This window comes from Mucilaginibacter sp. KACC 22063 (assembly GCF_028736115.1).
GTDB lineage: Bacteria > Bacteroidota > Bacteroidia > Sphingobacteriales > Sphingobacteriaceae > Mucilaginibacter.
On record NZ_CP117877.1, the window covers coordinates 3,688,208 to 3,711,107 of the forward strand.

A 22,900-nucleotide genomic window follows, 5' to 3' on the forward strand; every position below is an offset into this window, starting at 1 on the left:
AGATGAACAGAAAATATATAAAGTATACAGCGTTTTCCCTTATCGGAATAATGGGTGTAGCTGCTTCATGTAAAAAATCATTTCTTGAAAATCAGCCTAAAGGCGAATTTTTAGAATCAAACTATTACGCCAATGCCGACCAGGCTTTAACCGGCGTGGTAGCTGCTTATGATCCGTTGGTTACTGAAACCGGCGGTATCGATAATACCTATACTGACCCACTGGGTGCATTAAACGCAGCATCTGACGATTGTTTTGCTGGCGGCGGCAGCTCATCAGATATGCCCCTTTGGCAAGCCATCAACAATTACACCATGTCACCGGCTCAAGGTCCTCAGGGTGGTTTTTGGGCAGTAAACTTTCAAGGTGTAAACCGTACAGATGTATTGCTGCAAAAATTACCGAGCGTACCAGGATTAAGCGCTGATCTTTTGAAACGCTATACTGCTGAAGGCCAGTTTTTGCGTGCGCATTATTACTTTGATTTAGTACGTATTTTCAAAAACGTACCATTGATCTTAAAACCGCTTCAAACATCAGAAGTTTACAATCAGCCGCAAGCTGCTCCAGAAGCAGTTTACAAACAAGTAGAAACCGACTTGATCGCTGCTATTCCAAACTTACCTGTAACGGTATCTGCAGCCGAATATGGCCGTGCTACACAAGGTGCTGCTAAAGCCCTTTTAGGTAAAGTTTACCTGTATGAGAAAAAATGGGCTGAAGCTGCTGCCATGTTTGCAGATGTAAACGGCACACCAGGCGGTACCAGCACTTATGGCTACAAATTGATGGCTAAATACGGTGATATTTTTGATCCGACTAAGAAGTTCAACAGTGAATCAATTTTCGAGATTGTACACACCGGCGATCAAAACTATACCTGGAGCAACTGGAACCAGTTTAAATCAAACATTTATGTGCAAATGGTTGGCCCAAGAAGCTATACCGGCCCATTATATTACGGTGGTGGTTACGGCTTCAACCCGATTACGCCTCAACTGGTTGCTGCCATGAAAGGCGATCCACGTTACCCTTACACCATAGCTAATATCGACAGCATCGCGAAAGCTAACAATGCTTCTTATCAGCAAAGCTATCAGGGCACTGGATATTACATCCAGAAATATGCACCATTGCTGAAAAACAAAGTAACCACAGGTACTACTGACTTAAACTGGCCTAATGATTATATCGAGATCCGTTTAGCAGATACTTACCTGATGGAAGCTGAAGCTTTGGTAAATGCAGGCAGCAACGTTGGCCGTGCACAAGCATTGTTAGATGCCGTACGCGGACGTGTTGGATTACCATCGGTACCGGCTACTTTAGCTAACATTTACAATGAGCGCCGTTTAGAGCTTGCTACAGAAGGCCACCGCTGGTTCGACTTAGTAAGAACCGGACAAGCGCCAACTGTACTTGCATTTAAAGGCTTCAAGGCAGGTAAAAACGAAATACTTCCGATTCCTTTAAACGAAACAACCAATGGTTCTCAGGTAAAACAGAACCCTGGTTATTAATAAATAACTACTTAACAGAAAATGCAGGCCAAGCCTGCATTTTCTGTTTTATGAAGACTTGTTATGTTTGCACTTACTAATGAAAACTAAGCGTTTTTACTTTTTCATACTGCTGCTGTTTCCGCTAACAGTATTTATCTCCCAGTGCCTTACTCCTGCAAAGCAAGACCCGCGCGATGCCGTTTTTGCCGGATCAGATAAATGCCAGAAATGCCACAAAGATGTTTATGATTCATACGTCCATACCGCGCATTTTAATTCGTCACGGTTGGCTACATCACAAACTGTGCACGGCAGTTTCACTAATAACCATACGTTTTCATTTGGTAATAATCAGGTAGTGGCCATGGAAAAACGCGACAGCGGCTTATACCAGGTTTATTACGTTAACGGTAAACAAAAAGAAGCGCACCGTTTTGACATTACCTTCGGTGGTAAAAAGGCAGAGACATACCTGTCATGGAACGGCAACCAGCTTTTCCAGTTGCCTATGTCCTACTTCACGGCATTAAACAGCTGGACCAATAGTCCTGGGTACCGTACCGACAGACCCGACTTTGAGCGACCAATTTTACGCCGCTGTTTCGAGTGCCATAGTTCATATATTAAAGAACTGCCCCAGCAGTCTATTGATATGCAGCACCGCGTTGTTGCATTTGACAAAAGCTCATTAATATTAGGCATCGACTGCGAACGTTGCCACGGCCCCGCCGCAAATCACGTTAATTACCACACCGAGTTTCCGAACGAAAAGAAAGCGAAATACATCAATACTTACGCTTCGCTTACCCGCTCGCAAAAGCTTGATGCCTGTGCAGTTTGCCATGCCAGCAATAAAGAAGCATTCATGGTAACTTCGTTTAAATTTAAAATGGGCGATACTTTAAGCAAGTTTAAAGAACCCAATTTCCTGCCCGAAAATCCTGACCCTGATAAACTGGATGTGCATGGTAACCAAAGCGGCTTGTTAGCGACCAGCAAATGCTTTATAAAAAGCAGTATGGATTGCGGCAGCTGCCATAACCCGCACACGAATCAAAAATTAGATCTGGCTGCTTATTCGCAGAAATGTATGAACTGCCATAGCAACGCCAATCATAATTTTTGCCCTATGGAAAGCAAGCTGGGTGTGGCCATAAAACAAAACTGCATTGACTGCCATATGCCTTTAAAGCCATCAAATGTGATTGAGGTGGAAGCATCAGGCGGCAAAAAGGTTGTGCCTTACCTGGTACGCACACACCATATTGCTATATATCCTAAAAAGCTATAGCTTATTTATTCCTCCGCTTTAAGCTGCCTGTAGGTAAGTGTTGCAAACAACGCAAACACAATATGTGCAGGTACAAGCTGCGCATAATATTTATTGTATTTGATCCACGGCGGCGATGGGTGCATTTTGAAAGTAAGTTTCCAAACACCTACTGCCACAGCACCGCTCACAGCGCCAAGCATTAACGCATTTAATGCAGATGGCTTTAATTTGCGGCGTTCCCAAAGCTCAGTATATACGGCAGCAAAAACAAGCCCTACTAAATAGTGGGCAGTCCACCCCTGTACTTTGCTTAATTTTTTTGTTTGTGGTAAAAGGCGATGAATTAATGTTGCCAGATGCTCCGGTTCGCTAAAATTCTCTTTTGCAGCAACAGAAACCATATAGCTAAAAAGTGTCATCATGCTGGTACCGGCAATTGCTTCCAGAGCTGCTTTTTCTAACTTCTGCATTGTACTCCTTTTTGGTGTAATTCAATAACATTGTTAAATATCAGAAGGTTTTTATAAGACATCTGACTCAACGCTCTCAACTAATATAGCCGTACACAAAAAATGCCCTGCTGATTCAGCAGGGCATTTGTGTTTATTAATAATCAGCTTTTAGATTGCACTTACACGGCCGCTGTTCACTTTTTTCTGATAGCTCCAATAGAATACAATCGGGAACACGAATAAGTTAAATATCGTATTGGTGATTAATCCACCGATAACAACGATAGCCAACGGTTTTGATGCCTCTGAGCCAATACCTGTAGATAAAGCTGCAGGTAACAGACCGATGGCTGCCATCATGGCTGTCATGATTACCGGGCGCATACGATCGGCAATACCGGCTTTAAGCGCTTCAGGGAATGAATGATAAACATCGTGCTTCAGGTCTTTAATATTCGACTTGAATTTCGTGATCAGGATTACCCCATTTTGCACACATATACCAAACAAGGCAATAAAACCAATACCGGCGGATATATTAAAGTTAACACCCGTGATCAATAAGGCAAGGATACCGCCCATAATTGCAAACGGTACGTTGTTTAATACCAGCAGCGAATCGCGCACGTTGCCAAACAATACAAACAGGATGAAGAAAATAATTAGCAAACTGACAGGTACCGCCTGCGATAAACGCTTGGTTGCACGCTGCTGGTTTTCAAAGTCACCTGCCCATTCTAAACGGTAGTCTTTTGGTAGTTTGATCTTTGCGTTTACTTTAGCCTGAGCTTCTTTTATGGTACTACCCATATCACGGCCGCGGATAGAGAATTTGATAGCTCCATAGCGCTCGTTTTTATCGCGGTAGATCATACTCACACCTGTGATCTTGTTTATATCAGCAATCTCACGCAGTGGTACACGGCCATTATTAATGGTAGGTACACGCAAATCGCCTATTTCGGTGGCGTTGTTACGGAAGTCTTCCGGATAACGGATACGCAGGTCGAATTTCTTCTCACCTTCGTAGATCTGCGTTGCAGAACGTCCGCCAATAGCTGTTTCAATAACGGCATTTGCATCGGCAGCAGTTACACCGTATTCAGCCATTTTATCCTGGTTAAGATTAATCTGTAACTCAGGCTGGCCCATGTTACGCAGGATACCTAAATCCTGGATACCATTAACACCTTTCAGAATGTTGTAGATCTGTTCCTCACGGCCTTCGATATACTTATAATCGTCGCCAAACATTTTTACAACGATAGAACCCTTTACACCCGACACCGCTTCTTCCACGTTATCAGAGATAGGCTGCGAAAAGTTGAGGTCAATACCCGGGAAGTATTTCAGCTTATCCTGCATCCGGGCAATCAACTGTTCTTTTGTTTCCTTGCGTTTCCATTCATCCTGCGGATAAATGTCAACGTGGAACTCGATGTTATAAAAGCCTGTAGCATCGGTACCGTCATTAGGGCGTCCTGTTTGGGATATCACCTGCTTAACCTCGTCAAAGCTCAGGAATATGCGGCGGATCTCATTAGCCAGCTTTACCGACTCACCAAGGGAGGTACTTAACGGACCGGTAGCACGTACATAAATAGAACCTTCGTTTAGCTCCGGTAAAAACTCTGTACCTAATAAGGTAAAGCAACCTAAGCTCACTAACAAAGCAACTAATGCAACCGGGAATACCAGTTTACGGCGTTTAAAGCATACGCTGTAAAAACGCAACGCATTTTTAGTGATAAATTCTACAAATACGTTATGGCGTTCCCTGACATTCTTTTTAAGCAACACGCTTGACAGCGCAGGCACAAAAGTGAACGTAAGCAATAAGGCACCTAAAAGGGCGAAGCTAAGTGTCCATGCCAATGGCGAGAACATTTTACCTTCTACTTTCTGGAAACTGAAGATCGGCAGCAAACCGGTAATGATGATAGCTTTTGCAAAGAAGATACCTTTACCGTTCACCTGGCATGCCTGGCGGATAAGGCCTAACTTGCTCAGTTTGTTAAAGCGTTCCATCCCTATTTCCTTCGCCTTATGGTCGAGCATTACAAAAATCCCCTCCACCATGACGACGGCTCCATCTATGATAATACCAAAGTCGATAGCACCCATAGACAACAGATTGGCCGACATGCCTTTTAATTTAAGGCACATAAATGCGAACAATAAAGCCAGCGGGATAATTACGGCCACAATAAGCGTGGTGCGCCAGTCGGCCATAAACAGTAATACAATTACTGTTACAAATATTATACCCTCAGCCATGTTATGCAGCACGGTATGTGTTGCAAAATTCACCAGGTTTTCGCGGTCGTAGAAAGTGCTGATCTTAACGTCTTCTGGTAAGATCGTAGAGTTAAGCTCTTTCACTTTATCCTTCAGGCCGGCAATAACCACGCTTGGGTTTTCCCCTTTACGCATTACTACAATGCCTTCTACCACATCAGGGTCAAGGTCGCGGCCTACTTGTCCTAAACGTGGCAAAGCAGATTCAGTAACTTCGGCAACGTTCTTAACATAGATCGGCGTGCCTTTTACATTGTTAATTACAATGTTTTTGATCTCACTGATATTGTTCAGCAAACCAATACCACGCACTACGTACGACTGGCCTGCCTGCTGTATCACGTCGCCGCCTACGTTAATGTTACTTTTTGAAACAGCATCATATAACTGCAAGGCAGATATGTCATACTGTACCGCTTTTTGCGGGTTAACAGTGATCTGGTAGGCTTTAACCTCGCCACCAAAACTGTTTACATCGGCCACACCAGGTACTGAGCGTATCTCGCGGCTAACCACCCAATCCTGAATAGTTTTCAGCTCGCGTACACTGCGTTTGTTACTGGTAAGTGTGTAACGGAAAATCTCACCTGTAGGACCATAAGGCGGCTCAATCTCAGGCGAAACACCGTCTGGCAGGTTAGCATCGTCAAGGTGGTTATTGATCTGTAAACGTGCAAATGCATAGTCTACATCATCATCAAAAGTGATCTTTACAACAGACAAGCCAAACAGTGATGATGAACGTACGCTGGTTTTCTTTTCGGCAGGGTTCATCGCCAGTTCAATAGGGCGGGTTACAAATTTCTCCACCTCTTCTGCTGAGCGGCCTGGCCACTGGGTAATTATAGTTACAGATGTATTGGTTACATCCGGAAACGCATCGATAGGTATACTTTTAAAACTGATGTAACCTGCTACAGCCAACAACAGTGTAATGAAAAATACAAAATACCGGTTTTTGAGTGCAAACGAGAGCACTCCTTTTATAAACTTGTTCATTTAAACCGTATTAAATGGTTGGATAATTAGTCTTTCAGCGCTTCGTACAGGTATAACTGGCGTGATGCTACCACGCGCTCACCCGGCTTAAGGCCATCGCTGATGTAAGCCACATTCTCTACCCTTTTTGCAATTTTAATTGGCTGGATATGCACTTTGGCTTTCCCGTCAACTACAATCACATAGTTTTTATCGTTATCAAAGACAACGGCATTGGCGTTTATAGCAGGCAAATTAACACCTGTTTTTGCGCTGATCTTTACATCAGCATACATATCAGGTTTTAACAAATTGCCCGGGTTGTCAATTTTTACACGGGCACGCATTACTTTGTTATCCGGATCAAGCACGTCAAACAACTTATCTATCTTACCAGTAAAAACTTTATCAGGATAGGCCAGTGCAGTGATCTTAACCGGATCGCCTACCTGTACACCGGCAATGTCCGACTCGTACATATTCACCAGTATATATACCGATGATAGATCAGCTACGGTAAACATGTTCTGGTTATTATCGGCACGTACCTGCATGTTATCAGTTACGTTTTTATCAATGATGTAGCCGTTAAGCGGCGATACCACCTCATATCCCTTACCGTTGGTTTTGTTGATAGACAATACCGAACCAGCCCTTGCACTTTCGGCAACAGCTTTCTGGTAATCGGCTTTTGCTTCTTCCAAGTCCTTTTGAGAGGCAAGCCCGCTTTTGTAAAGGTCCTGGGTTGATTCCAAAGCACGTTTAGCACTGCGCGCATCAGCTTCTGAAGCTACAAGGTCGCGGGTAAAGCCTGCTATCTCGGCACTTCTTAAAGTAGCCAGAACCTGTCCTTTGCTTACCTTATCGCCTAACTGTACATGAACAGCCTGTGCAACACCACTAACCATCGGGAATATCTTCACCATCTTGGTTTCGTCTGGTGCAACGCTGCCTGTCAGTGAAATTTCAGATTTGGCATCGGCAGCTTTAACGGTATCAACCAGCAGGCTGTTCAACAAACTATCGGTTACTTGGAAATGATCATCACGTGCTGCTTCCTGCTCGTGGTGGCCACATGATGTTAGCCCGATGAAGAATACCCCCATCAAACTGTAAATAATATGCTTCTTAGAAAACATCTGTTTTATTGTTTACTGGTTAAATATCTGGCTGCCGGTCACGTAGTTCAGTTGTTCGAGCGAGGTGGCGCGGTTAAGCTGTATGTTATTAAATTGAAGTGTGTTTGTTTTATACGAGTCGTAAAAGTCAAGGAACTCGAGCAGGCTGATGTTGTGTTTTTTGTAGTTTTTAAATACCTCGCCTATCAGGTGGTCAAAGTCGCCTTTAAACTTAGGGTCAAAGCTGTTATATAGCTGTTCTAAGCGTAAAGCGCTTTTGTAAGAGTTAGCTACATCGCTTTGCACCTGGTCCTGCTGGCTTTCCAACTGCACTTTGCTTTCGTCAATGGCTAAGCGGGCCTGTTTAATGTTACCCTGGTTACGGTTAAAAAACGGCAGTGAAAAATCTATACCCGCACTGTTATAGTTACGCACAAAGCTACCTTGTTTATCAAAGCCTAATTGCAGCGTAATGTCAGGCACGGCTATTGCCTTTTGCAGTTGCAGGTTTACATTGCTGTAATCCACTGCCGACTTAGCCAGTTTTAAATCGCTGCGATTGGTATAAGCAGAATCGATAAGGCGCTGATAAGGTACGTTTGCTACCAGTGTTTGGTTAGCCGGAATATAATTAACCACAGGCTGTAAGTAAGAGGTTGCAGGTGCTTTGATAATCAGTTTTAATTCGCTTTGAGTATCATCAATAGCATCTTTCAAATCATTATACTCCACCTGCAAACTGTAAAGCTGCGATTGGATACGCAATACTTCTTTCTCTGAAATATTGCCTTTGGCATACTGCTCTTTAAATGCTTTTAGTGTAGATGACAGCGAAGTAATTTCTTCGTTATACACCTTGGCCGATTGCTCCTGGTAATAGATCTTGTAAAAATCGCTGCGTAAGGTATATTTCAGCGTGCGCAACAGATCATACAGCTGAAATTGCGCCTGCTCTACACTGATCTTGGCCAGTTGTATGTTTTTATTGCGCTTGCCTGCTGTTTGTATCAATTGCGATAACTGTGCAGTATACTCTCCCCCGTCATGCGTCATATCGAAAAAGCGCTTGCTCTGGGGGTTGTACAATACGTTAGAGATGTTAAAATCAGGGTTGCTGAAAAGGCGGGCGGTTACTACCTGCGCCTGTGCCTCGCTCACGTGATAACGCTGAACGATGAGATCGAGGTTATTTTTTAAAAACCGTCCTTCAGTCTCATTCAAGGTAACCTTTAATGTATCGCTTCCTGGCGTCTGCGCAAAGGCAGAAACCCCAATAGCGGCACAACATAATTGAATAATAAGGACAATAACAAATTTCCTATACATAATATATTTGCTTCGATTCAAAAATATTAAGATAGTATTAGAGTAGGATTATAACAACATTAGAAAGAGATTAGAAAACAGACCGGAAAATAATCTGAAAGGTGGTACCAAAATTCTCGCGCGATACAATACTTATGGTACCGTTGTATAGCTGTATGATTTTTTGCGTTACGTATAACCCTATTCCGTTTCCCTGGAAACTGCGCCCGTTAATGCTTCTGTAAAAGGGTTTAAAAATAGTTTCGAGATCGCTGGCAGGTATACCAATACCCTGATCGGTTATACTGATGATCAGATTTTTATCAACCGATTCTAATCTCAAAGTAACAGGCTTGTTTTCCGAAAACTTAAAAGCATTACCTATAATATTATTAAAGGCGATGGCCAGCAGGTGCTTATCGGCCATAATTACCAGTTGCTGCGGATCGGCAGGTAATTCGCCAATATCAATATTCAGTACTTTATGCGGTTTCTGGCTGGCCCAATATGCCTGTATCTCCCATATCAGGTCATCAATTTGCAACGGTTCCCGGCGCGCTTGTGTATAATTAAGGTCTGTTTGCGCCAGGTCCATTAAGCTGGTTACCGTTGCCGATAAGCGGTTTGAATCGGCAAGTATAGATGCCAGCAGCTGGGTATAGTAAGCAGGGTCGCGTTCACGGTTTAAAGATACCTCAATTTCGCCGATGATGCTGGTTAGCGGTGTCCTTAACTCGTGCGATGCATTAGCGATAAACGTCTGCTGTAACTCAAATGAGTTTTGAAGATGTTCGAGTAGCTGGTTAAAATTACCTGCGAGCGTACTTATCTCGTCTTTCCCATTGCCCTCGTCTAATCGAAGGTGGAGGTTACTGGCTGTAATACTTTTTATCTGTGATATTAATTGATCTATTGGCGAAAGGGCCTGTTTGGCAAATAAACGGCCGATAAAGAAGAACATTCCGTTAACCCCCAGAAATATAATGAGCATGATCCTGAGGATTACACTTAAGCGCCTTTGCCCCTGCTTATCATGCGCGGAAACCATGATTACAAAATCGCCCTGGTTGTCTCTATAGTTGATACCGATTGTTTGATAGCTGCCCTCGGTAAAGGTGGCTGATTTATCCTGCCTCACCCGGTCAATAATATCATCGCTCCAGTATTGCTGCTTATCCCGGATGAAAGATGCCATGTTTTTGGCGTTATATATCCTGATCACTTCCTCTGGTAGTGCGCTGATCATCCGTTCGCGTAGCCGGGTTAAAGAGTCGGTAGGCAATTCATCGGCATCAAGATAAAGCTGTGCGGCTACTTTAGCCCGGTCATTCAGCCTGTCGTAAAAATCACTTCTAAAAAACACATAAAAAGCCAGGTACATCACCGTCATGATGATCAGCAATGTACCCGAGCTAAGCAGGGTGTAATAAAAAGCCAGGCGGTCTTTAATTTTCATCTACCCTATTTATTTTTCAGGATGTACCCCATACCGATAACGGTGTGTATCAGCTTGCCATCGAAGTCCTTCTCTATCTTTTTACGAAGGTAGTTTACGTATACATCAATAAAATTGGTGCCCGTGTCAAACTGTATGCCCCACACCTGTTCGGCAATATAATCGCGCGCAAGGGTACGGTTAGGATGCTTCATAAAAAGCTCAAGCAGGCCGTACTCTTTACTGGTAAGTATAATTTCCTGTCCGGCGCGTTCTGCCGTTTTACTTTTAAGGTCAAGCTTCAGGTCGCCAAAAGTAAGTACGTCGCCGTCCTGCTTGGCTGGCTGCGGGCGGTTACGGCGAAGTAAAGCCTCGATACGTGCCAGCAGTTCGCTAAAATGAAAGGGTTTCACCAGGTAATCATCAGCGCCAATTTGCAAACCTTCTACCTTATCTGATAAGCCGCCAAGCGCCGAAAGCATGAGTATAGGCACCTGCTGATCAAACTTCCTGATCTGGCGGCAAAGGTCAAAACCATGTATGTCGGGCAGCATCAAGTCAAGTATGATCAAGTCATAACGATGCATGGAAACAGCATCACTTGCCGAAGCCCCATCGCGGTAGTTTACCACATGATAACCTTGTTCTTCAAGTCCACGGGTTATAAAACCAGCCACTTTCTCTTCATCTTCGATAAGGCAAATATTCAGCATAGCTTTACGAAAATAAGGAAATTTGTTAAGGACGAAACCATAAGCCCCCCTTTGCAAACATTATTGAGATTTTAAGGTAGTAATATAAAGCTTGTGTTTATGAAATTTGCCCATAATTACCTTATCACTGGTCTTACTGTTTTCAGTGTTTTAACTGCCTGCAAAAACAAGGCAGCAACAGATAGCCCTGCTACTTCTACTGATACCAGTAAAGGTGCGCCTGTAGAAACCAAAGCACCAAATAGCAACTACAAGCCTGCTTTTGCAGGGCAAACCCGCGCACCGGGGGTAAAAACAAAAACCGAACTATCTGTAAGCGTACTTAACAGCAGCCTCGACAGGCCCTGGGCTATCTGCAATTTACCCGACGGCCGTTTCCTGATCACGCAGAAAGGCGGCAAACTGATTATATTAACTAACGATGGCAAGACCAGCAAACAAGTAAGCGGATTACCGTCTGTTGTTGACGACGGCCAGGGCGGTTTACTTGATGTAAATATCGACCCGCAATTTTCATCAAACCGGATGGTTTACTGGGATTATGCGGAACAAGCATCGGGCGGAACATTACTTGCCATTGCAAAAGGCAAACTTTCAGCCGATGAATCTAAGTTGGAGAATGTACAGGTGATCTACCGCGCACAACCTGCTTACAATGGCGGACTGCAATTTGGCTCAAGAATAGTATTCGACCAGCAAGGCAACTTGTTTGTTACTACTGGTGAACGCGGCGCTAATGATATACGTGTTAAGGCACAGGATTTATCTGCTGCCATTGGTAAGGTTTTACATCTTACTAAAGATGGTAAAGCCGTACCCGGCGGCCCGTTTGCCAACACGCCAAATGCACTACCCGAGATTTATGCATATGGGTTACGTAGCCCTGAGGGCATGGCATGGAACCCGCAAACCAATGAGCTTTTTGAAGCAGAGTTTGGCCCGCGCGGGGGCGACGAAATTAATGTGATTGAAGCAGGGAAGAATTACGGCTGGCCTGTAATTACCTACGGTATTGAATACAGCGGCGAAAAGGTAGGCGAAGGCATACAACAAAAAAGCGGCATGGAACAGCCCATTTATTACTGGGATCCGGTGATATCGCCATCGGGCATTACGTTTTATAATAGCGACGTTATCCCCGAATGGAAAGGCAATCTGTTTATCGGTGCCTTAAGCGGTTCGCACATTTGCCGCCTTGTACTTAACGGGCATAAGGTTGTGGGCGAAGAAAGATTACTTGCCGACAAAGGCGAACGTTTCCGTGCTTTAACTGTTGGCAAAGACGGCGCATTGTATGCCGTTACCGATGGTGGTAAACTATATAAAGTAGCTAAAAAATAAAATAGCTTACGCTGCGTTCGTGCTTAAAACCGTAAGTTTTTTTAAATTGAATTAATTGTACCTTTGCAGCTTACATCTGCACAATTCTTTTTTCACATGGTGAAGTTATTTGTGGGCGGTTTGCCCGCTGAGATCAAAGAAATGGATCTCGCTAAATTGATTATTCCGCACGGTAACATTAGTACCATAAAGGTTGTGCGCGACCGTCAGACACGCCGTTGCAAAGGTTATGCCTTTGTTGAAATGGCTGACGAAGCAGGCGCAGAACAAGCCATAGCCGCCCTTAATGGCGAACCCCTGGAAGATAAAGTACTTACCGTTCACGTTGCTGAAGAAAAACCAGCCGCACCGCCAAAGCCGTTTAAACAGTTTTCAAGCCGTCCGGCATCATCAGGATCATATGGTTCATACAACCGGTCAGCGCCACCTGCGCCTTCAGACAGGCCAAGGCGCCCAAGGAAATCATCAAGAATGGACTAATCTATTTTTGAAGATTGACTTTAAGTCTGTTAGCATCAACTATACATTATTTCACATCTCAGAATTTTAAATCACCAGCCGATAGTTAAATTTGCATAGTGAGTCCTGTGCAAAAAAAGCCTGCTGCAAAACCCAAAGTTCCGTCTGTAAAGCAACCGGCACAGGCTAAAAAGCCTGCTAAGCCGCGTGCGTCTGCAAAAAAGAAAACCCAGCAAAAGCCCAATTACTGGCCTGTTATTGCTGTAGTTGCGGCGCTAATCTTATTTTCGCCGTTTTACTATAAGCTGGTTACACGTAGCTTTACCTCCGCATGGCATTGGCTTAATGATATTGGCGAAAATGCTAACTACCGCCACTATAAAAGCTTTAACATCCATGTATCAGAAAAGTATACCGTGCATGGTATCGATGTTTCTTACGCCCAGGGAAAGATCAACTGGAAGAAGGTTAAGGAAATGGATGAGAACGGACTGCATATCAGCTTTGCGTTTATTAAAGCTACTGAGGGAGAAAAATTTGTAGATACTTACTTTCAGCGCAACTGGCGCGAAGCCGCTAAAACCGGGCTGATCTGCGGTGCCTACCATTTCTTCAGACCAGAAAAAAACGGTCGCAACCAGGCAAAACTGCTTTTAAAAACGGTGAAGCTGGAAAGCAACGACCTGCCGCTTGTGATTGATGTCGAGAAGCTGGATGGCGTATCACCCGAAAAAATGCGGTCATCACTTGATCAGTGCCTCTCTTACCTTAAATATCATGGCCCGGGCAAACCGATTATTTATTCGGGCCTCAGTTTTTACACCGATTACCTGAAAGGTTATTTTGACGAATATCCGCTTTGGATAGCCCATTACGACCAGCCCGATGAGCGCGTTAACAAAGCGGCTAACTGGCAGTTTTGGCAACACTCGGATAAGGCCACGGTTAACGGCATACACCACGCGGTAGACTTTGATACCTTTCGTGGCGACAGCTTAGAATTCAGCAAGTTTTTGATACATTAGTAATATCCGGGAAGCTAAAACTTCTGGCAACAGTTTTGTTTATTATTATTTATGAGGATTTTACTTACTGGTGCTACCGGGTATATCGGCCACAGGCTGTTACCCGTTTTACTTGACGAAGGGCATACTGTTATTTGTGCGGTAAGAGATAAGGGAAGGCTCGACCTTAAAAAGTATAAGCCCGAGCAGGTGCAGCTTGCCGAGGCCGACTTATTAAATGCAGACAGCCTTAATAACCTGCCAAAAGATATTGATGCAGCCTACTACCTTGTACACTCCATGACAGGGGCTGGCTTCAGCGACAAAGAAAAGCAGTCGGCCGAAAACTTTGTAAAATACCTCGACACCACCAGCGCCAAACAACTGATCTATTTGGGTGGCATTGTAAACAGCCAACAACTTTCTGCCCATTTACAGTCAAGGCTAAATGTTGAGCAGGCTTTATCGTCGGGCAAGGTGCCGCTTACCGCATTACGCGCCGGTATTATTGTGGGCTCGGGTAGCGCCTCCTTCGAAATCATCCGCGACCTGGTCGAAAAACTACCGGTAATGGTGGCTCCTAAATGGCTTAAAACCAAATGCCAGCCTATTGCTATACGCAACGTGATACAGTTTTTGACCGGCGTACTCGGCCGCGAAGATTGTTACGCCAAACATTTTGATATTTATGGCCCAGATGTACTTACCTACAAACAAATGCTGCTTGATTTTGCAGCGGTAAGAAAATTAAAGCGCACCATTTGCATTGTGCCTGTAATGACGCCCCGGATATCTTCTTACTGGCTTTATTTTGTAACATCAACCTCTTATGAACTGGCTAAAAATCTGGTAGAGAGCATGAAGATTGATGTAGTTGGCAAGCACAATGATCTGCCAGAGAGATTAAATATTGAGCTTATCCCCTACAAAGAGGCAATACAGATCGCTTTTGATAAAATAGAGCAGAACCTTGTACTTTCATCATGGAACGATTCTGCATGGACGGATATTTTTAAAGAAGGTATCGCCAAGCACCTTGAGGTACCTCAATATGGAGTTTTCCAAAACAAGCAAAAGGAAATGACGAAGGATGTAAGTTCTGCCTCGGCAAGGATATTTGCCATAGGCGGCCGTTCGGGCTGGTACTATGCCGACTGGCTTTGGGCATTTCGCGGCTTTCTTGATAAACTTTTTGGTGGTGTGGGCTTACGTCGCGGCAGAAAGAATGCCAATGAAGTTTCCGTTGGCGATGCGTTAGACTTTTGGCGGGTAATTTATGCCAACAAACAGGAAAACAGGTTGCTGCTTTATGCAGAAATGAAATTACCCGGAGAAGCATGGCTGGAGTTTAAAATTGACGATAAGGCATGCGTACAACAAACCGCTACTTTTCGCCCGCTTGGTTTATGGGGCAGGCTATACTGGTTTACCATGCTACCTTTCCACTTTTTTATATTTAAAGGCATGCTGCATAAAATAGCAGCCGGATAAGCTGCTATGATTCTTCTGTGTCTTCAGGTTTATTGAAATACTCGCCCTGCAAGTCGTCAATTTCGCGGCGGTCACGCTTTGTTGGTCGGCCTGTACCGCGGTCGCGGCGCAGCATCGGTGCGTGAAACATGCTTTTAAAACCAGGCGTTAGTTCTACCGGCGTTAAGTCCGAATAAAAGTTTACGGCCGTTTTAGCATCCACTCGGTTTTCAAGCAAGCCGGTAACCGTAATAATTTTGCGGTCGGGTCCTTTGGCTATATTATACGTTTCGCCAATCTTTACCTCGTGCGATGGCTTTATATTTTGCCCATCCAATTTTACCCGGCCAGCCTTGCAGGCTTCAGAAGCCAATGTGCGGGTTTTAAACATGCGGATGGCCCATAAGTATTTATCAATTCTCAGCTTATCTTTCTCTGGCATAACCCAAAGTTACGCAGAATTAGCAATTGGTAAAATGCAAACGATAAACTACTGTTTTAACTTATATTTGGAACATGTATAACGAAGAAAACGATAACGAAAACTATACAGAAGATCAGGATTTTGTTGACATCTATTCCAAAAGAGCTATATTTTGGTTCTCGCTTATATTTTCGCCAATATTTGGTGGTGTAATGCTGGCCTTAAATTTAAAATGGGCAAACTACAGGCGGGCTGCATTGCAGGTACTGATGTTTTCTATTGCCTATTACTTTCTGGAAGGTTTTATTATGACATGGCTGGGCTTTAAACCTAGCATGGATGTTAAAAATTCGCTGATTGTAATGGGATGTATGCTGGCACTAAACCTGGTAGGCGCATTGATACAAACCCTGTATTTTTTCAAGAAATATTTCCCGGAGGATGATTACTATCCCCGCAGCCTGACACAGCCATTTATTATAGTTGCTATATTAATTGTGATCAACCTTTTATTTATGTTACAAAGAGGTTAACAATTACCCTATTGTCATCAAAAAAATTGCTTAAAAAACGTTTACTTTGCGAAAATTTTTATCATGTACACTGATCTTAAAACGTTAGTTGAAGAAGCATGGGAAGATCGTGCCCTGCTTACCCAAAACGAATACATTGCTGCTGTAGAAACAGTTATTGAGCGCCTTAACAATGGCGAAATGCGTGTTGCCGAATGCATCACCAATCGCTGGCATGTGAATGATTGGATTAAGAAAGCTGTAATCCTTTACTTCCCTATTATGCAAATGGAAGAAATTAAGGTTGGCCCGTTCGTTTTCCATGATAAAATGAAACTGAAAACTGATTATAAAAAGTCAGGCGTACGCGTGGTTCCTCACGGTATTGCACGTTATGGCGCATATCTTGCAAAAGGCGTGATCATGATGCCATCATACGTAAACATCGGTGCTTATGTTGATGAAGGTACCATGGTTGATACCTGGGCAACTGTAGGCTCATGTGCGCAAATTGGCAAACACGTACATTTAAGCGGTGGTGTAGGTATCGGTGGTGTGTTAGAACCTGTACAGGCCGCACCTGTAATTATCGAAGACAACTGCTTTATAGGCTCACGCGCTATTGTGGTTGAAGGTGTACACGTTGAAAGAGAAGCCGTTTTAGGCGCTAATGTTGTGTTAACTGCTTCAACTAAAATTATCGATATTACCAAAGAAGAACCAATTGAGTATAAAGGCCGCGTTCCTGAACGTTCAGTTGTTATCCCTGGTTCATATACTAAAAAATTCCCTGCAGGCGAGTACCAGGTACCATGCGCACTGATCATCGGCAAACGTAAAGAGTCGACCGATAAAAAAACTTCGCTTAACGATGCGTTAAGAGAAAATAACGTAGCGGTATAAAGTAATTTTGAGTGAGTGAATTTTGAATGAGTGAGTTAACTATTCACTCATTCTCTAACTCACCACTCACTCATTGATATGAACATTGGTTTTGATGCAAAACGGGCATTCTTAAATCGCACAGGCCTTGGCAATTACAGCCGGTGGCTTATTACTGCGCTTTCCCGCTATCAGCCTCAAAACAATTACATCTTATATACCCCACGCATCAATCCGGCTATTAACTTTTCTGTTGAAAATTCAGCAGTAAAACTGCCTGAATCAAAATTTACTTCTTACTGGCGCAGCAAGGGTATAATTGCAGATCTGAAAAGAGATCATGTCCAACTATATCATGGGCTGAGCCACGAATTACCTTTCGGCATTAAAAAAAGCGGCATCAAATCGGTTGTAACTATTCATGATGTGATCGTCCTGCGTTTTCCGCATTACTTCAGCTTTTTAAACCGGGCGATTTATAAAGCCAAGCTAAGATATGCCTGCAAAATTGCAGATGGTATTGTTGCCATCAGCCAGAAAACGAAAGATGATATTGTCACCTATTTAGGCATACCGGAAAGTAAAGTAACGGTCATTTACCAAAGCTGCGATAAACAGTTCAGGGAAACACCTTCGGCAGAAAAACTTAAAGAAGTAAAAACCAAATATCAGCTTCCTGAAAAATACCTGTTAAGTGTGGGCACTATTGAGGAAAGGAAGAACCTGCTGTTACTTGCCAAAGCATTAAAAGATGTTGCTGACATTCAACTTGTGGTAGTGGGTAAACCCACGGCATATCTTGATGAAGTGAAAGCATATTTAGAAAGCAACGGACTTACCAATCGGGTAGTTTTTTTGCACAATGTATCTTTCGACCACCTGCCAGCCATATATCAGCAAGCGGAATGCTTCATTTATCCTTCAAGATATGAAGGCTTCGGCTTACCTGTGCTTGAAGCCATATCTCTCGGCGTACCGGTAATTGCGGCCACAGGATCATGCCTGGAAGAAGCAGGCGGACCAGATAGCTTATATGTGAATCCTGACAATGCAGAAGACCTGGCAAACAAGATCAGGCTGGTACTGACTGATAAAAACTTAAGTGCTAAAATGATTGACGCAGGTTTAACATATTCGCGTAAATTTGACGACGAAAAACTTGCCGCTCAATACACGGCATTATATCAAAATATCATACATGCTTAGAGACGAGGTTGAAAAGGCTTTAAAAATTGTTCAGGGTGGCGGCATTATCCTTTATCCTACTGATACCATATGGGGTATAGGTTGCGACGCGTCCAATACCGAAGCTGTGAAAAAGATATTTGCCTTGAAACAGCGCGACGAAGCTAAGAGCATGATCATTTTATTGGATACCGAGAACAAGCTGGAAAGCTACATCCAGGAAGTACCGGGTATTGCTTATGACCTGATAGAATTTGCCGAAAATCCGCTTACATTAGTAATGCCAGGTGCCAAAAACATATCACCGGCTTTAATAGCCGCCGACGGCAGCGTTGGTGTAAGGGTTGGGAAACATCCGTTTTGCCAGCAACTGATACAGCGTTTGCGCAAACCGCTGGTGTCTACCTCGGCTAATATCAGTGGTCAGCCGTCGCCTCAAAATTTTTCGGAAGTAAGCGATGAAATCATTAACGGTGTTGATTATGTTGTTGATGTAGATCAGCACGATTTATCACAAAAAAAGCCCTCAACCATTATGCGGTTAGAACCAAGCGGTAAATTTGAGTTTATACGCCGTTAATTTCTAAACTGCTTTCCCATTCATTATCGTTAAATTTGCACCTTAATGTTTGGGCCGGATATTTCATGAAAGAACACTTAAACCATCCTGTATTTTCTATTATTTCAAAGCTGGCAGGTAAAAACAACCTGCAGGTATATGCTATAGGTGGTTTTGTACGCGATATTTTTTTAAACCGCCCTTCAAAAGACATTGATATTGTTGTTTTAGGCAACGGTATTGCTTTTGCAGAACAGGTAGCTCAGGCGCTTAAGGTCAAATTGTCTGTATTTAAAAACTTTGGCACTGCCATGCTGCGCCACCAGGATATTGAACTGGAGTTTGTAGGCGCCAGAAAAGAATCATACCGTAGTAATTCTCGCAAACCAATTGTAGAAGACGGCACCCTGGATGATGACCAGAAACGCCGCGACTTTACGATAAACGCACTGGCTATTTCGCTGCATCCAGATCATTACGGCGAATTAATTGATCCGTTTAACGGGATGGCAGATCTGGAAAACAAACTGATACGTACCCCCCTTAACCCTGACGAAACTTTTTCTGACGATCCTTTGCGCATGATGCGTGCCATCAGGTTTGCATCGCAGCTGGATTTTGAAATAGCAGAAGATGCCATCAATGCCATCAAGCTGAATAAAGAGCGTATTAAGATCGTATCGCAGGAGCGTATTACGGATGAATTGAACAAAATCATTTTATCTCCCATACCTTCTGCCGGCTTCAGGTATTTATTTGATACGGGCCTGCTGCATCTTATTTTTCCGCAAATGGCTGCCCTGTACGGCGTGGATTATATTAATGGCAGAGGGCATAAAGATAACTTTTACCATACCCTGCAGGTACTTGACAATATCAGCACAGAAACCTATGATCTTTGGCTGCGTTGGGCCGCAATTTTACATGATATTGCCAAGCCGGCAACAAAGCGTTTCGAACCCGGGCACGGATGGACGTTTCATGGACACGAAGACCGTGGCGCACGCATGGTTCCGAAGATTTTTGCACAGCTGAAACTGCCGCTTAATGACCGTATGAAGTTTGTGCAAAAACTGGTGCTTCTTCACTTGCGGCCCATTGTTTTGGCACAGGATGTAATTACAGATTCGGCAGTAAGGCGTTTACTATTTGAGGCAGGTGATGAGATCGACAGCCTGATGATGCTTTGTAAAGCAGATGTTACAACAAAAAATGAGTACAAAGTAAGGAAATATCGTCAGAATTTTGAGCTGGTACAGCAAAAGCTAAAAGATGTTGAACAGCGCGATCAGATACGCAACTGGCAACCACCTGTAACGGGCAATGACATTATGCATATATTTGGCTTACAGGAAGGTAGAGAGGTTGGAATTATAAAAAATCAGATCCGCGAAGCCATTTTAGAAGGTGAAATACCAAACACCCGCGAAGCTGCTTTAGCTTTTACCATTGCAAAAGGCGAAGAAATTGGCTTAAAAGTTGTGGCAAACACAAATTGAATTAAAATACTATTTTTGACAAAATCTACTTTATAGGAAAAAATGGCTATCTACAGGTTTAAAATCACCTTTGAAGATTATGATGATGTAACTCGTGAAATCGATATTAAATCGAACCAATCCTTTGTGGATTTACATCAGGCAATTCACCAATCCACAGGTTACAATTCAGATTATTCTTCATCATTTTATGTGAGTAATGATCAATGGACAAAAGGCGAAGAAATTGCCTATAAGCCCAACCAGCGCAAAATAGACCGTGGGGTAGCCTTAATGGAAAATGCTAAGCTTAGCAATTTTATTGATGATCCGCATCAGAAATTCTATTATACATTTAACTTCGACAGGCCGTTTGATTTCCATGTTGAACTGGTGAAAATTTTAAACGAGGCGCCCGGCGTTGCTTATCCTGCAGTGATTAAAGCTGTAGGCGAAGCACCAAAACAGTTTGGGAATACCTTTGGCTCAACAGTAATTCCTCCTACATCCGAAGAATTTGATTTCCTTAACGAAATGGAATATACACCTGAAGATACTGAGGGTTTTGAAGAAGTAAAAGAAGCCGTTGACGACGAAGAAACTCATGATGAAGAAAGCTCCGAAGAGGAAGATGAGTTCGGTGATGAGTTTTCAGACAACGAAAACTATGACGAAGAAGGCTACAGCCGTGGCAAAAGCGACGATTATTGATCCGCAAAAGGGTTAAACCCTTTAATAAATATAATGAACAGCCAAAAAACTTTAATTGCAGTGGTGGGGCCTACTGCCATTGGCAAAACTGCCGCTGCAATTAAACTGGCTCAACATTATCATACTTCTATCATCTCGGCAGACTCCCGCCAGTTTTATAAAGAAATGTCTGTTGGCACAGCCAAGCCAACAACAGAGGAGCAAAAAGCAGCTAAGCACTATTTTATTGATTCATGCAGTATAACTGAAAATTACACAGCCGGTGATTTTGAAAAGGATGCGCTGGCCGTCATTAATCAGGTTTTTAAACAGACTGATCTGGCTATAATTGCAGGCGGGTCAGGCTTATTTATAAAAGCAGTATGCGAAGGTTTTGATGAATTACCTACCGCTAAAGAAGGTATAAGAGAAGAGCTAAATCAGCAATTTGCAGCCAATGGCATTCAATGGCTTCAGGAACAATTAAAAGCTGCAGATCCGGAGTACTACAAAGAAGTAGACATCAATAACCCACAGCGGCTTATTCGCGCTTTAGAAGTATTTAAAACAACTGGACTACCCTTTTCATCTTATCGCTTGGCCAATAAAAACAAACGGCCATTCAATATTATCAAAATTGGCTTAAACGTTGCCCGTGAGTTACTTTATGACCGGATTAATCGCCGGGTTGATATAATGATAGATGAAGGCCTGTTAAAAGAAGCGGAAAGCTTATTGCCATACCGGCATCTGAATGCCTTACAAACTGTAGGCTACAATGAACTTTTCGATTATTTTGATGGCAAAACAGATTTGCCTGCTGCCATAGAACTTATTAAACAACATACCAGGCAGTTTGCCAAGCGGCAACTCACCTGGTTTAAAAAAGATAAGGAGATCATTTGGATTGATCCCCTTACCGATAATGTTATAGAATTAGCTGATCGCCTTATAAAGCAGATCAATCCTGCAGTTTAAGCAAATACTGGCCGTAACCGCTCTTAATATATTTTTCTGCCACTGCATTTAGCTGCTCTCTGGTGATGAAACCTCTGCGGTAAGCAACCTCTTCAATGCAGCCAATCTTGGTAGCCTGGCGTTTCTCAATAACGCGTACAAACTCGGTAGCATCACTTAACGAGTCAAAAGTACCGGTATCAAGCCATGCCGTACCCCTGTCCATAACGCCTACATGCAAGTTACCCTGTTGAAGGTAGTGTTTATTCACATCCGTAATTTCATACTCGCCACGTGGAGAAGGAGCAATATTCTTGGCCACCTCTACTACGCTGTTATCGTAAAAATATAAACCGGGAACTGCATAATTAGATTTTGGCTGTTCAGGTTTTTCCTCGATAGATAACGCTGTAAAATTTTTATCAAACTCTACAACACCATATCTTTCCGGGTCGGCTACGGTATAGGCAAATATGGCAGCACCATCCACATCGTTAAAGCTGCGGATCAGTTCGCCAAAGCCGGTACCATAAAAGATATTATCTCCAAGTATTAAAGCTACCTTATCATCGCCGATAAACTCTTCGCCTATTACAAAAGCCTGTGCAAGGCCGTTAGGCTTCTCCTGTACTGCGTATTCAAAACGACAGCCAAGCTCGTGCCCGTCACCTAATAAACGTTTAAAACCAGCGTTATCCTCAGGGGTAGTGATAATTAAGATCTCTTTGATATCTGCCATCATTAAAACCGATAAGGGATAATAAATCATCGGCTTATCATAAATTGGCATTAACTGTTTACTGATCGCTTTGGTAATTGGATACAGGCGTGTACCCGATCCTCCGGCAAGTATGATACCTTTCAT

The 22,900-nt window shown here is 43.2% G+C and carries 21 protein-coding genes; 13 read left to right on the forward strand and 8 right to left on the reverse strand.

The annotated features are described in order from the left end of the window. Positions 1-2 precede the first annotated feature (2 nt). Both PQ461_RS15895 and PQ461_RS15900 read left to right on the forward strand, forming a co-directional pair. Positions 3-1,520: a RagB/SusD family nutrient uptake outer membrane protein gene (locus PQ461_RS15895; RefSeq protein ID WP_274206518.1), complete on the forward strand. Its 1,518-nt coding sequence runs from the start codon at positions 3-5 to the stop codon at positions 1,518-1,520. Positions 1,521-1,599: 79 nt separating this feature from the next. Continuing rightward, entirely contained in the window at positions 1,600-2,793 is a 1,194-nt protein-coding gene (locus tag PQ461_RS15900; protein WP_274206519.1) for a cytochrome c3 family protein, read from the forward strand. 5 nt (positions 2,794-2,798) lie between these two features. Here the strand turns inward: PQ461_RS15900 and PQ461_RS15905 are convergent, their stop codons facing one another. The 6 genes from PQ461_RS15905 to PQ461_RS15930 form a co-directional block, all read right to left on the reverse strand. Then, positions 2,799-3,245 carry a hypothetical protein gene (locus PQ461_RS15905; RefSeq protein WP_274206520.1) on the reverse strand — a complete coding sequence of 149 codons (447 nt, stop codon included), beginning with the start codon at positions 3,243-3,245 and terminating at the stop codon, positions 2,799-2,801. A 150-nt stretch (positions 3,246-3,395) separates the two neighbouring features. Then, on the reverse strand, positions 3,396-6,524 hold the full coding sequence (locus PQ461_RS15910) for an efflux RND transporter permease subunit (RefSeq protein ID WP_274206521.1): 3,129 nt from the start codon (positions 6,522-6,524) through the stop codon (positions 3,396-3,398). 26 nt (positions 6,525-6,550) lie between these two features. Continuing rightward, positions 6,551-7,642 carry an efflux RND transporter periplasmic adaptor subunit gene (locus PQ461_RS15915; RefSeq protein WP_274206522.1) on the reverse strand — a complete coding sequence of 364 codons (1,092 nt, stop codon included), beginning with the start codon at positions 7,640-7,642 and terminating at the stop codon, positions 6,551-6,553. 12 nt (positions 7,643-7,654) lie between these two features. Then, on the reverse strand, positions 7,655-8,947 hold the full coding sequence (locus tag PQ461_RS15920) for a TolC family protein (RefSeq protein WP_274206523.1): 1,293 nt from the start codon (positions 8,945-8,947) through the stop codon (positions 7,655-7,657). A 70-nt stretch (positions 8,948-9,017) separates the two neighbouring features. Further along, positions 9,018-10,382 carry a HAMP domain-containing sensor histidine kinase gene (locus PQ461_RS15925; RefSeq protein ID WP_274206524.1) on the reverse strand — a complete coding sequence of 455 codons (1,365 nt, stop codon included), beginning with the start codon at positions 10,380-10,382 and terminating at the stop codon, positions 9,018-9,020. A gap of 5 nt (positions 10,383-10,387) precedes the next feature. Beyond that, positions 10,388-11,074, reverse strand: coding sequence for a response regulator transcription factor (locus tag PQ461_RS15930; protein ID WP_274206525.1), 687 nt, complete (start codon positions 11,072-11,074; stop codon positions 10,388-10,390). A 99-nt stretch (positions 11,075-11,173) separates the two neighbouring features. On the opposite strand from PQ461_RS15930, the gene PQ461_RS15935 reads away from it, so the two are divergent. The 4 genes from PQ461_RS15935 to PQ461_RS15950 all read left to right on the forward strand — a co-directional run bounded on the left by PQ461_RS15935 (position 11,174) and on the right by PQ461_RS15950 (position 15,369). Continuing rightward, positions 11,174-12,415, forward strand: a complete 1,242-nt coding sequence (locus PQ461_RS15935; RefSeq protein WP_274206526.1) for a PQQ-dependent sugar dehydrogenase — start codon at positions 11,174-11,176, stop codon at positions 12,413-12,415. A gap of 96 nt (positions 12,416-12,511) precedes the next feature. Next, positions 12,512-12,895: an RNA recognition motif domain-containing protein gene (locus PQ461_RS15940; RefSeq protein WP_274206527.1), complete on the forward strand. Its 384-nt coding sequence runs from the start codon at positions 12,512-12,514 to the stop codon at positions 12,893-12,895. Positions 12,896-12,993: 98 nt separating this feature from the next. After that, positions 12,994-13,899, forward strand: coding sequence for a glycoside hydrolase family 25 protein (locus PQ461_RS15945; protein ID WP_274206528.1), 906 nt, complete (start codon positions 12,994-12,996; stop codon positions 13,897-13,899). A 51-nt stretch (positions 13,900-13,950) separates the two neighbouring features. Next, entirely contained in the window at positions 13,951-15,369 is a 1,419-nt protein-coding gene (locus PQ461_RS15950) for an SDR family oxidoreductase (protein ID WP_274206529.1), read from the forward strand. Between the two features lie 4 nt (positions 15,370-15,373). On the opposite strand, the gene PQ461_RS15955 is transcribed toward PQ461_RS15950, so the two are convergent. Beyond that, a complete protein-coding gene (locus PQ461_RS15955; RefSeq protein ID WP_274206530.1) occupies positions 15,374-15,790 on the reverse strand; it encodes an RNA-binding S4 domain-containing protein in 417 nt (138 codons plus the stop codon). A gap of 74 nt (positions 15,791-15,864) precedes the next feature. Here PQ461_RS15955 and PQ461_RS15960 point away from each other — a divergent pair, with 74 nt between their 5' ends. The 7 genes from PQ461_RS15960 (at position 15,865) to miaA (ending at position 22,056) form a co-directional block, all read left to right on the forward strand. Beyond that, positions 15,865-16,305: a hypothetical protein gene (locus PQ461_RS15960; protein ID WP_274206531.1), complete on the forward strand. Its 441-nt coding sequence runs from the start codon at positions 15,865-15,867 to the stop codon at positions 16,303-16,305. A gap of 63 nt (positions 16,306-16,368) precedes the next feature. After that, positions 16,369-17,187, forward strand: coding sequence for a 2,3,4,5-tetrahydropyridine-2,6-dicarboxylate N-succinyltransferase (locus tag PQ461_RS15965; RefSeq protein ID WP_274206532.1), 819 nt, complete (start codon positions 16,369-16,371; stop codon positions 17,185-17,187). Between the two features lie 78 nt (positions 17,188-17,265). Continuing rightward, positions 17,266-18,372 (forward strand): glycosyltransferase family 4 protein, encoded by a 1,107-nt coding sequence (locus PQ461_RS15970; protein ID WP_274206533.1) that lies wholly within the window; start codon positions 17,266-17,268, stop codon positions 18,370-18,372. Then, complete coding sequence (locus PQ461_RS15975; protein WP_274206534.1) at positions 18,365-18,931, forward strand: L-threonylcarbamoyladenylate synthase; 567 nt, start codon at positions 18,365-18,367, stop codon at positions 18,929-18,931. Before PQ461_RS15970 ends, PQ461_RS15975 begins: the two co-directional genes overlap by 8 nt. A gap of 65 nt (positions 18,932-18,996) precedes the next feature. Then, a complete protein-coding gene (locus PQ461_RS15980; protein ID WP_274206535.1) occupies positions 18,997-20,409 on the forward strand; it encodes a CCA tRNA nucleotidyltransferase in 1,413 nt (470 codons plus the stop codon). A 42-nt stretch (positions 20,410-20,451) separates the two neighbouring features. Continuing rightward, on the forward strand, positions 20,452-21,099 hold the full coding sequence (locus tag PQ461_RS15985; protein ID WP_274206536.1) for an IS1096 element passenger TnpR family protein: 648 nt from the start codon (positions 20,452-20,454) through the stop codon (positions 21,097-21,099). Positions 21,100-21,132: 33 nt separating this feature from the next. After that, positions 21,133-22,056: a tRNA (adenosine(37)-N6)-dimethylallyltransferase MiaA gene (gene miaA, locus PQ461_RS15990; protein ID WP_274206537.1), complete on the forward strand. Its 924-nt coding sequence runs from the start codon at positions 21,133-21,135 to the stop codon at positions 22,054-22,056. On the opposite strand, the gene rfbA is transcribed toward miaA, so the two are convergent. Then, positions 22,040-22,900, reverse strand: a complete 861-nt coding sequence (rfbA, locus tag PQ461_RS15995) for a glucose-1-phosphate thymidylyltransferase RfbA (RefSeq protein ID WP_274206538.1) — start codon at positions 22,898-22,900, stop codon at positions 22,040-22,042. The two genes, miaA and rfbA, sit on opposite strands and share 17 nt — an antisense overlap.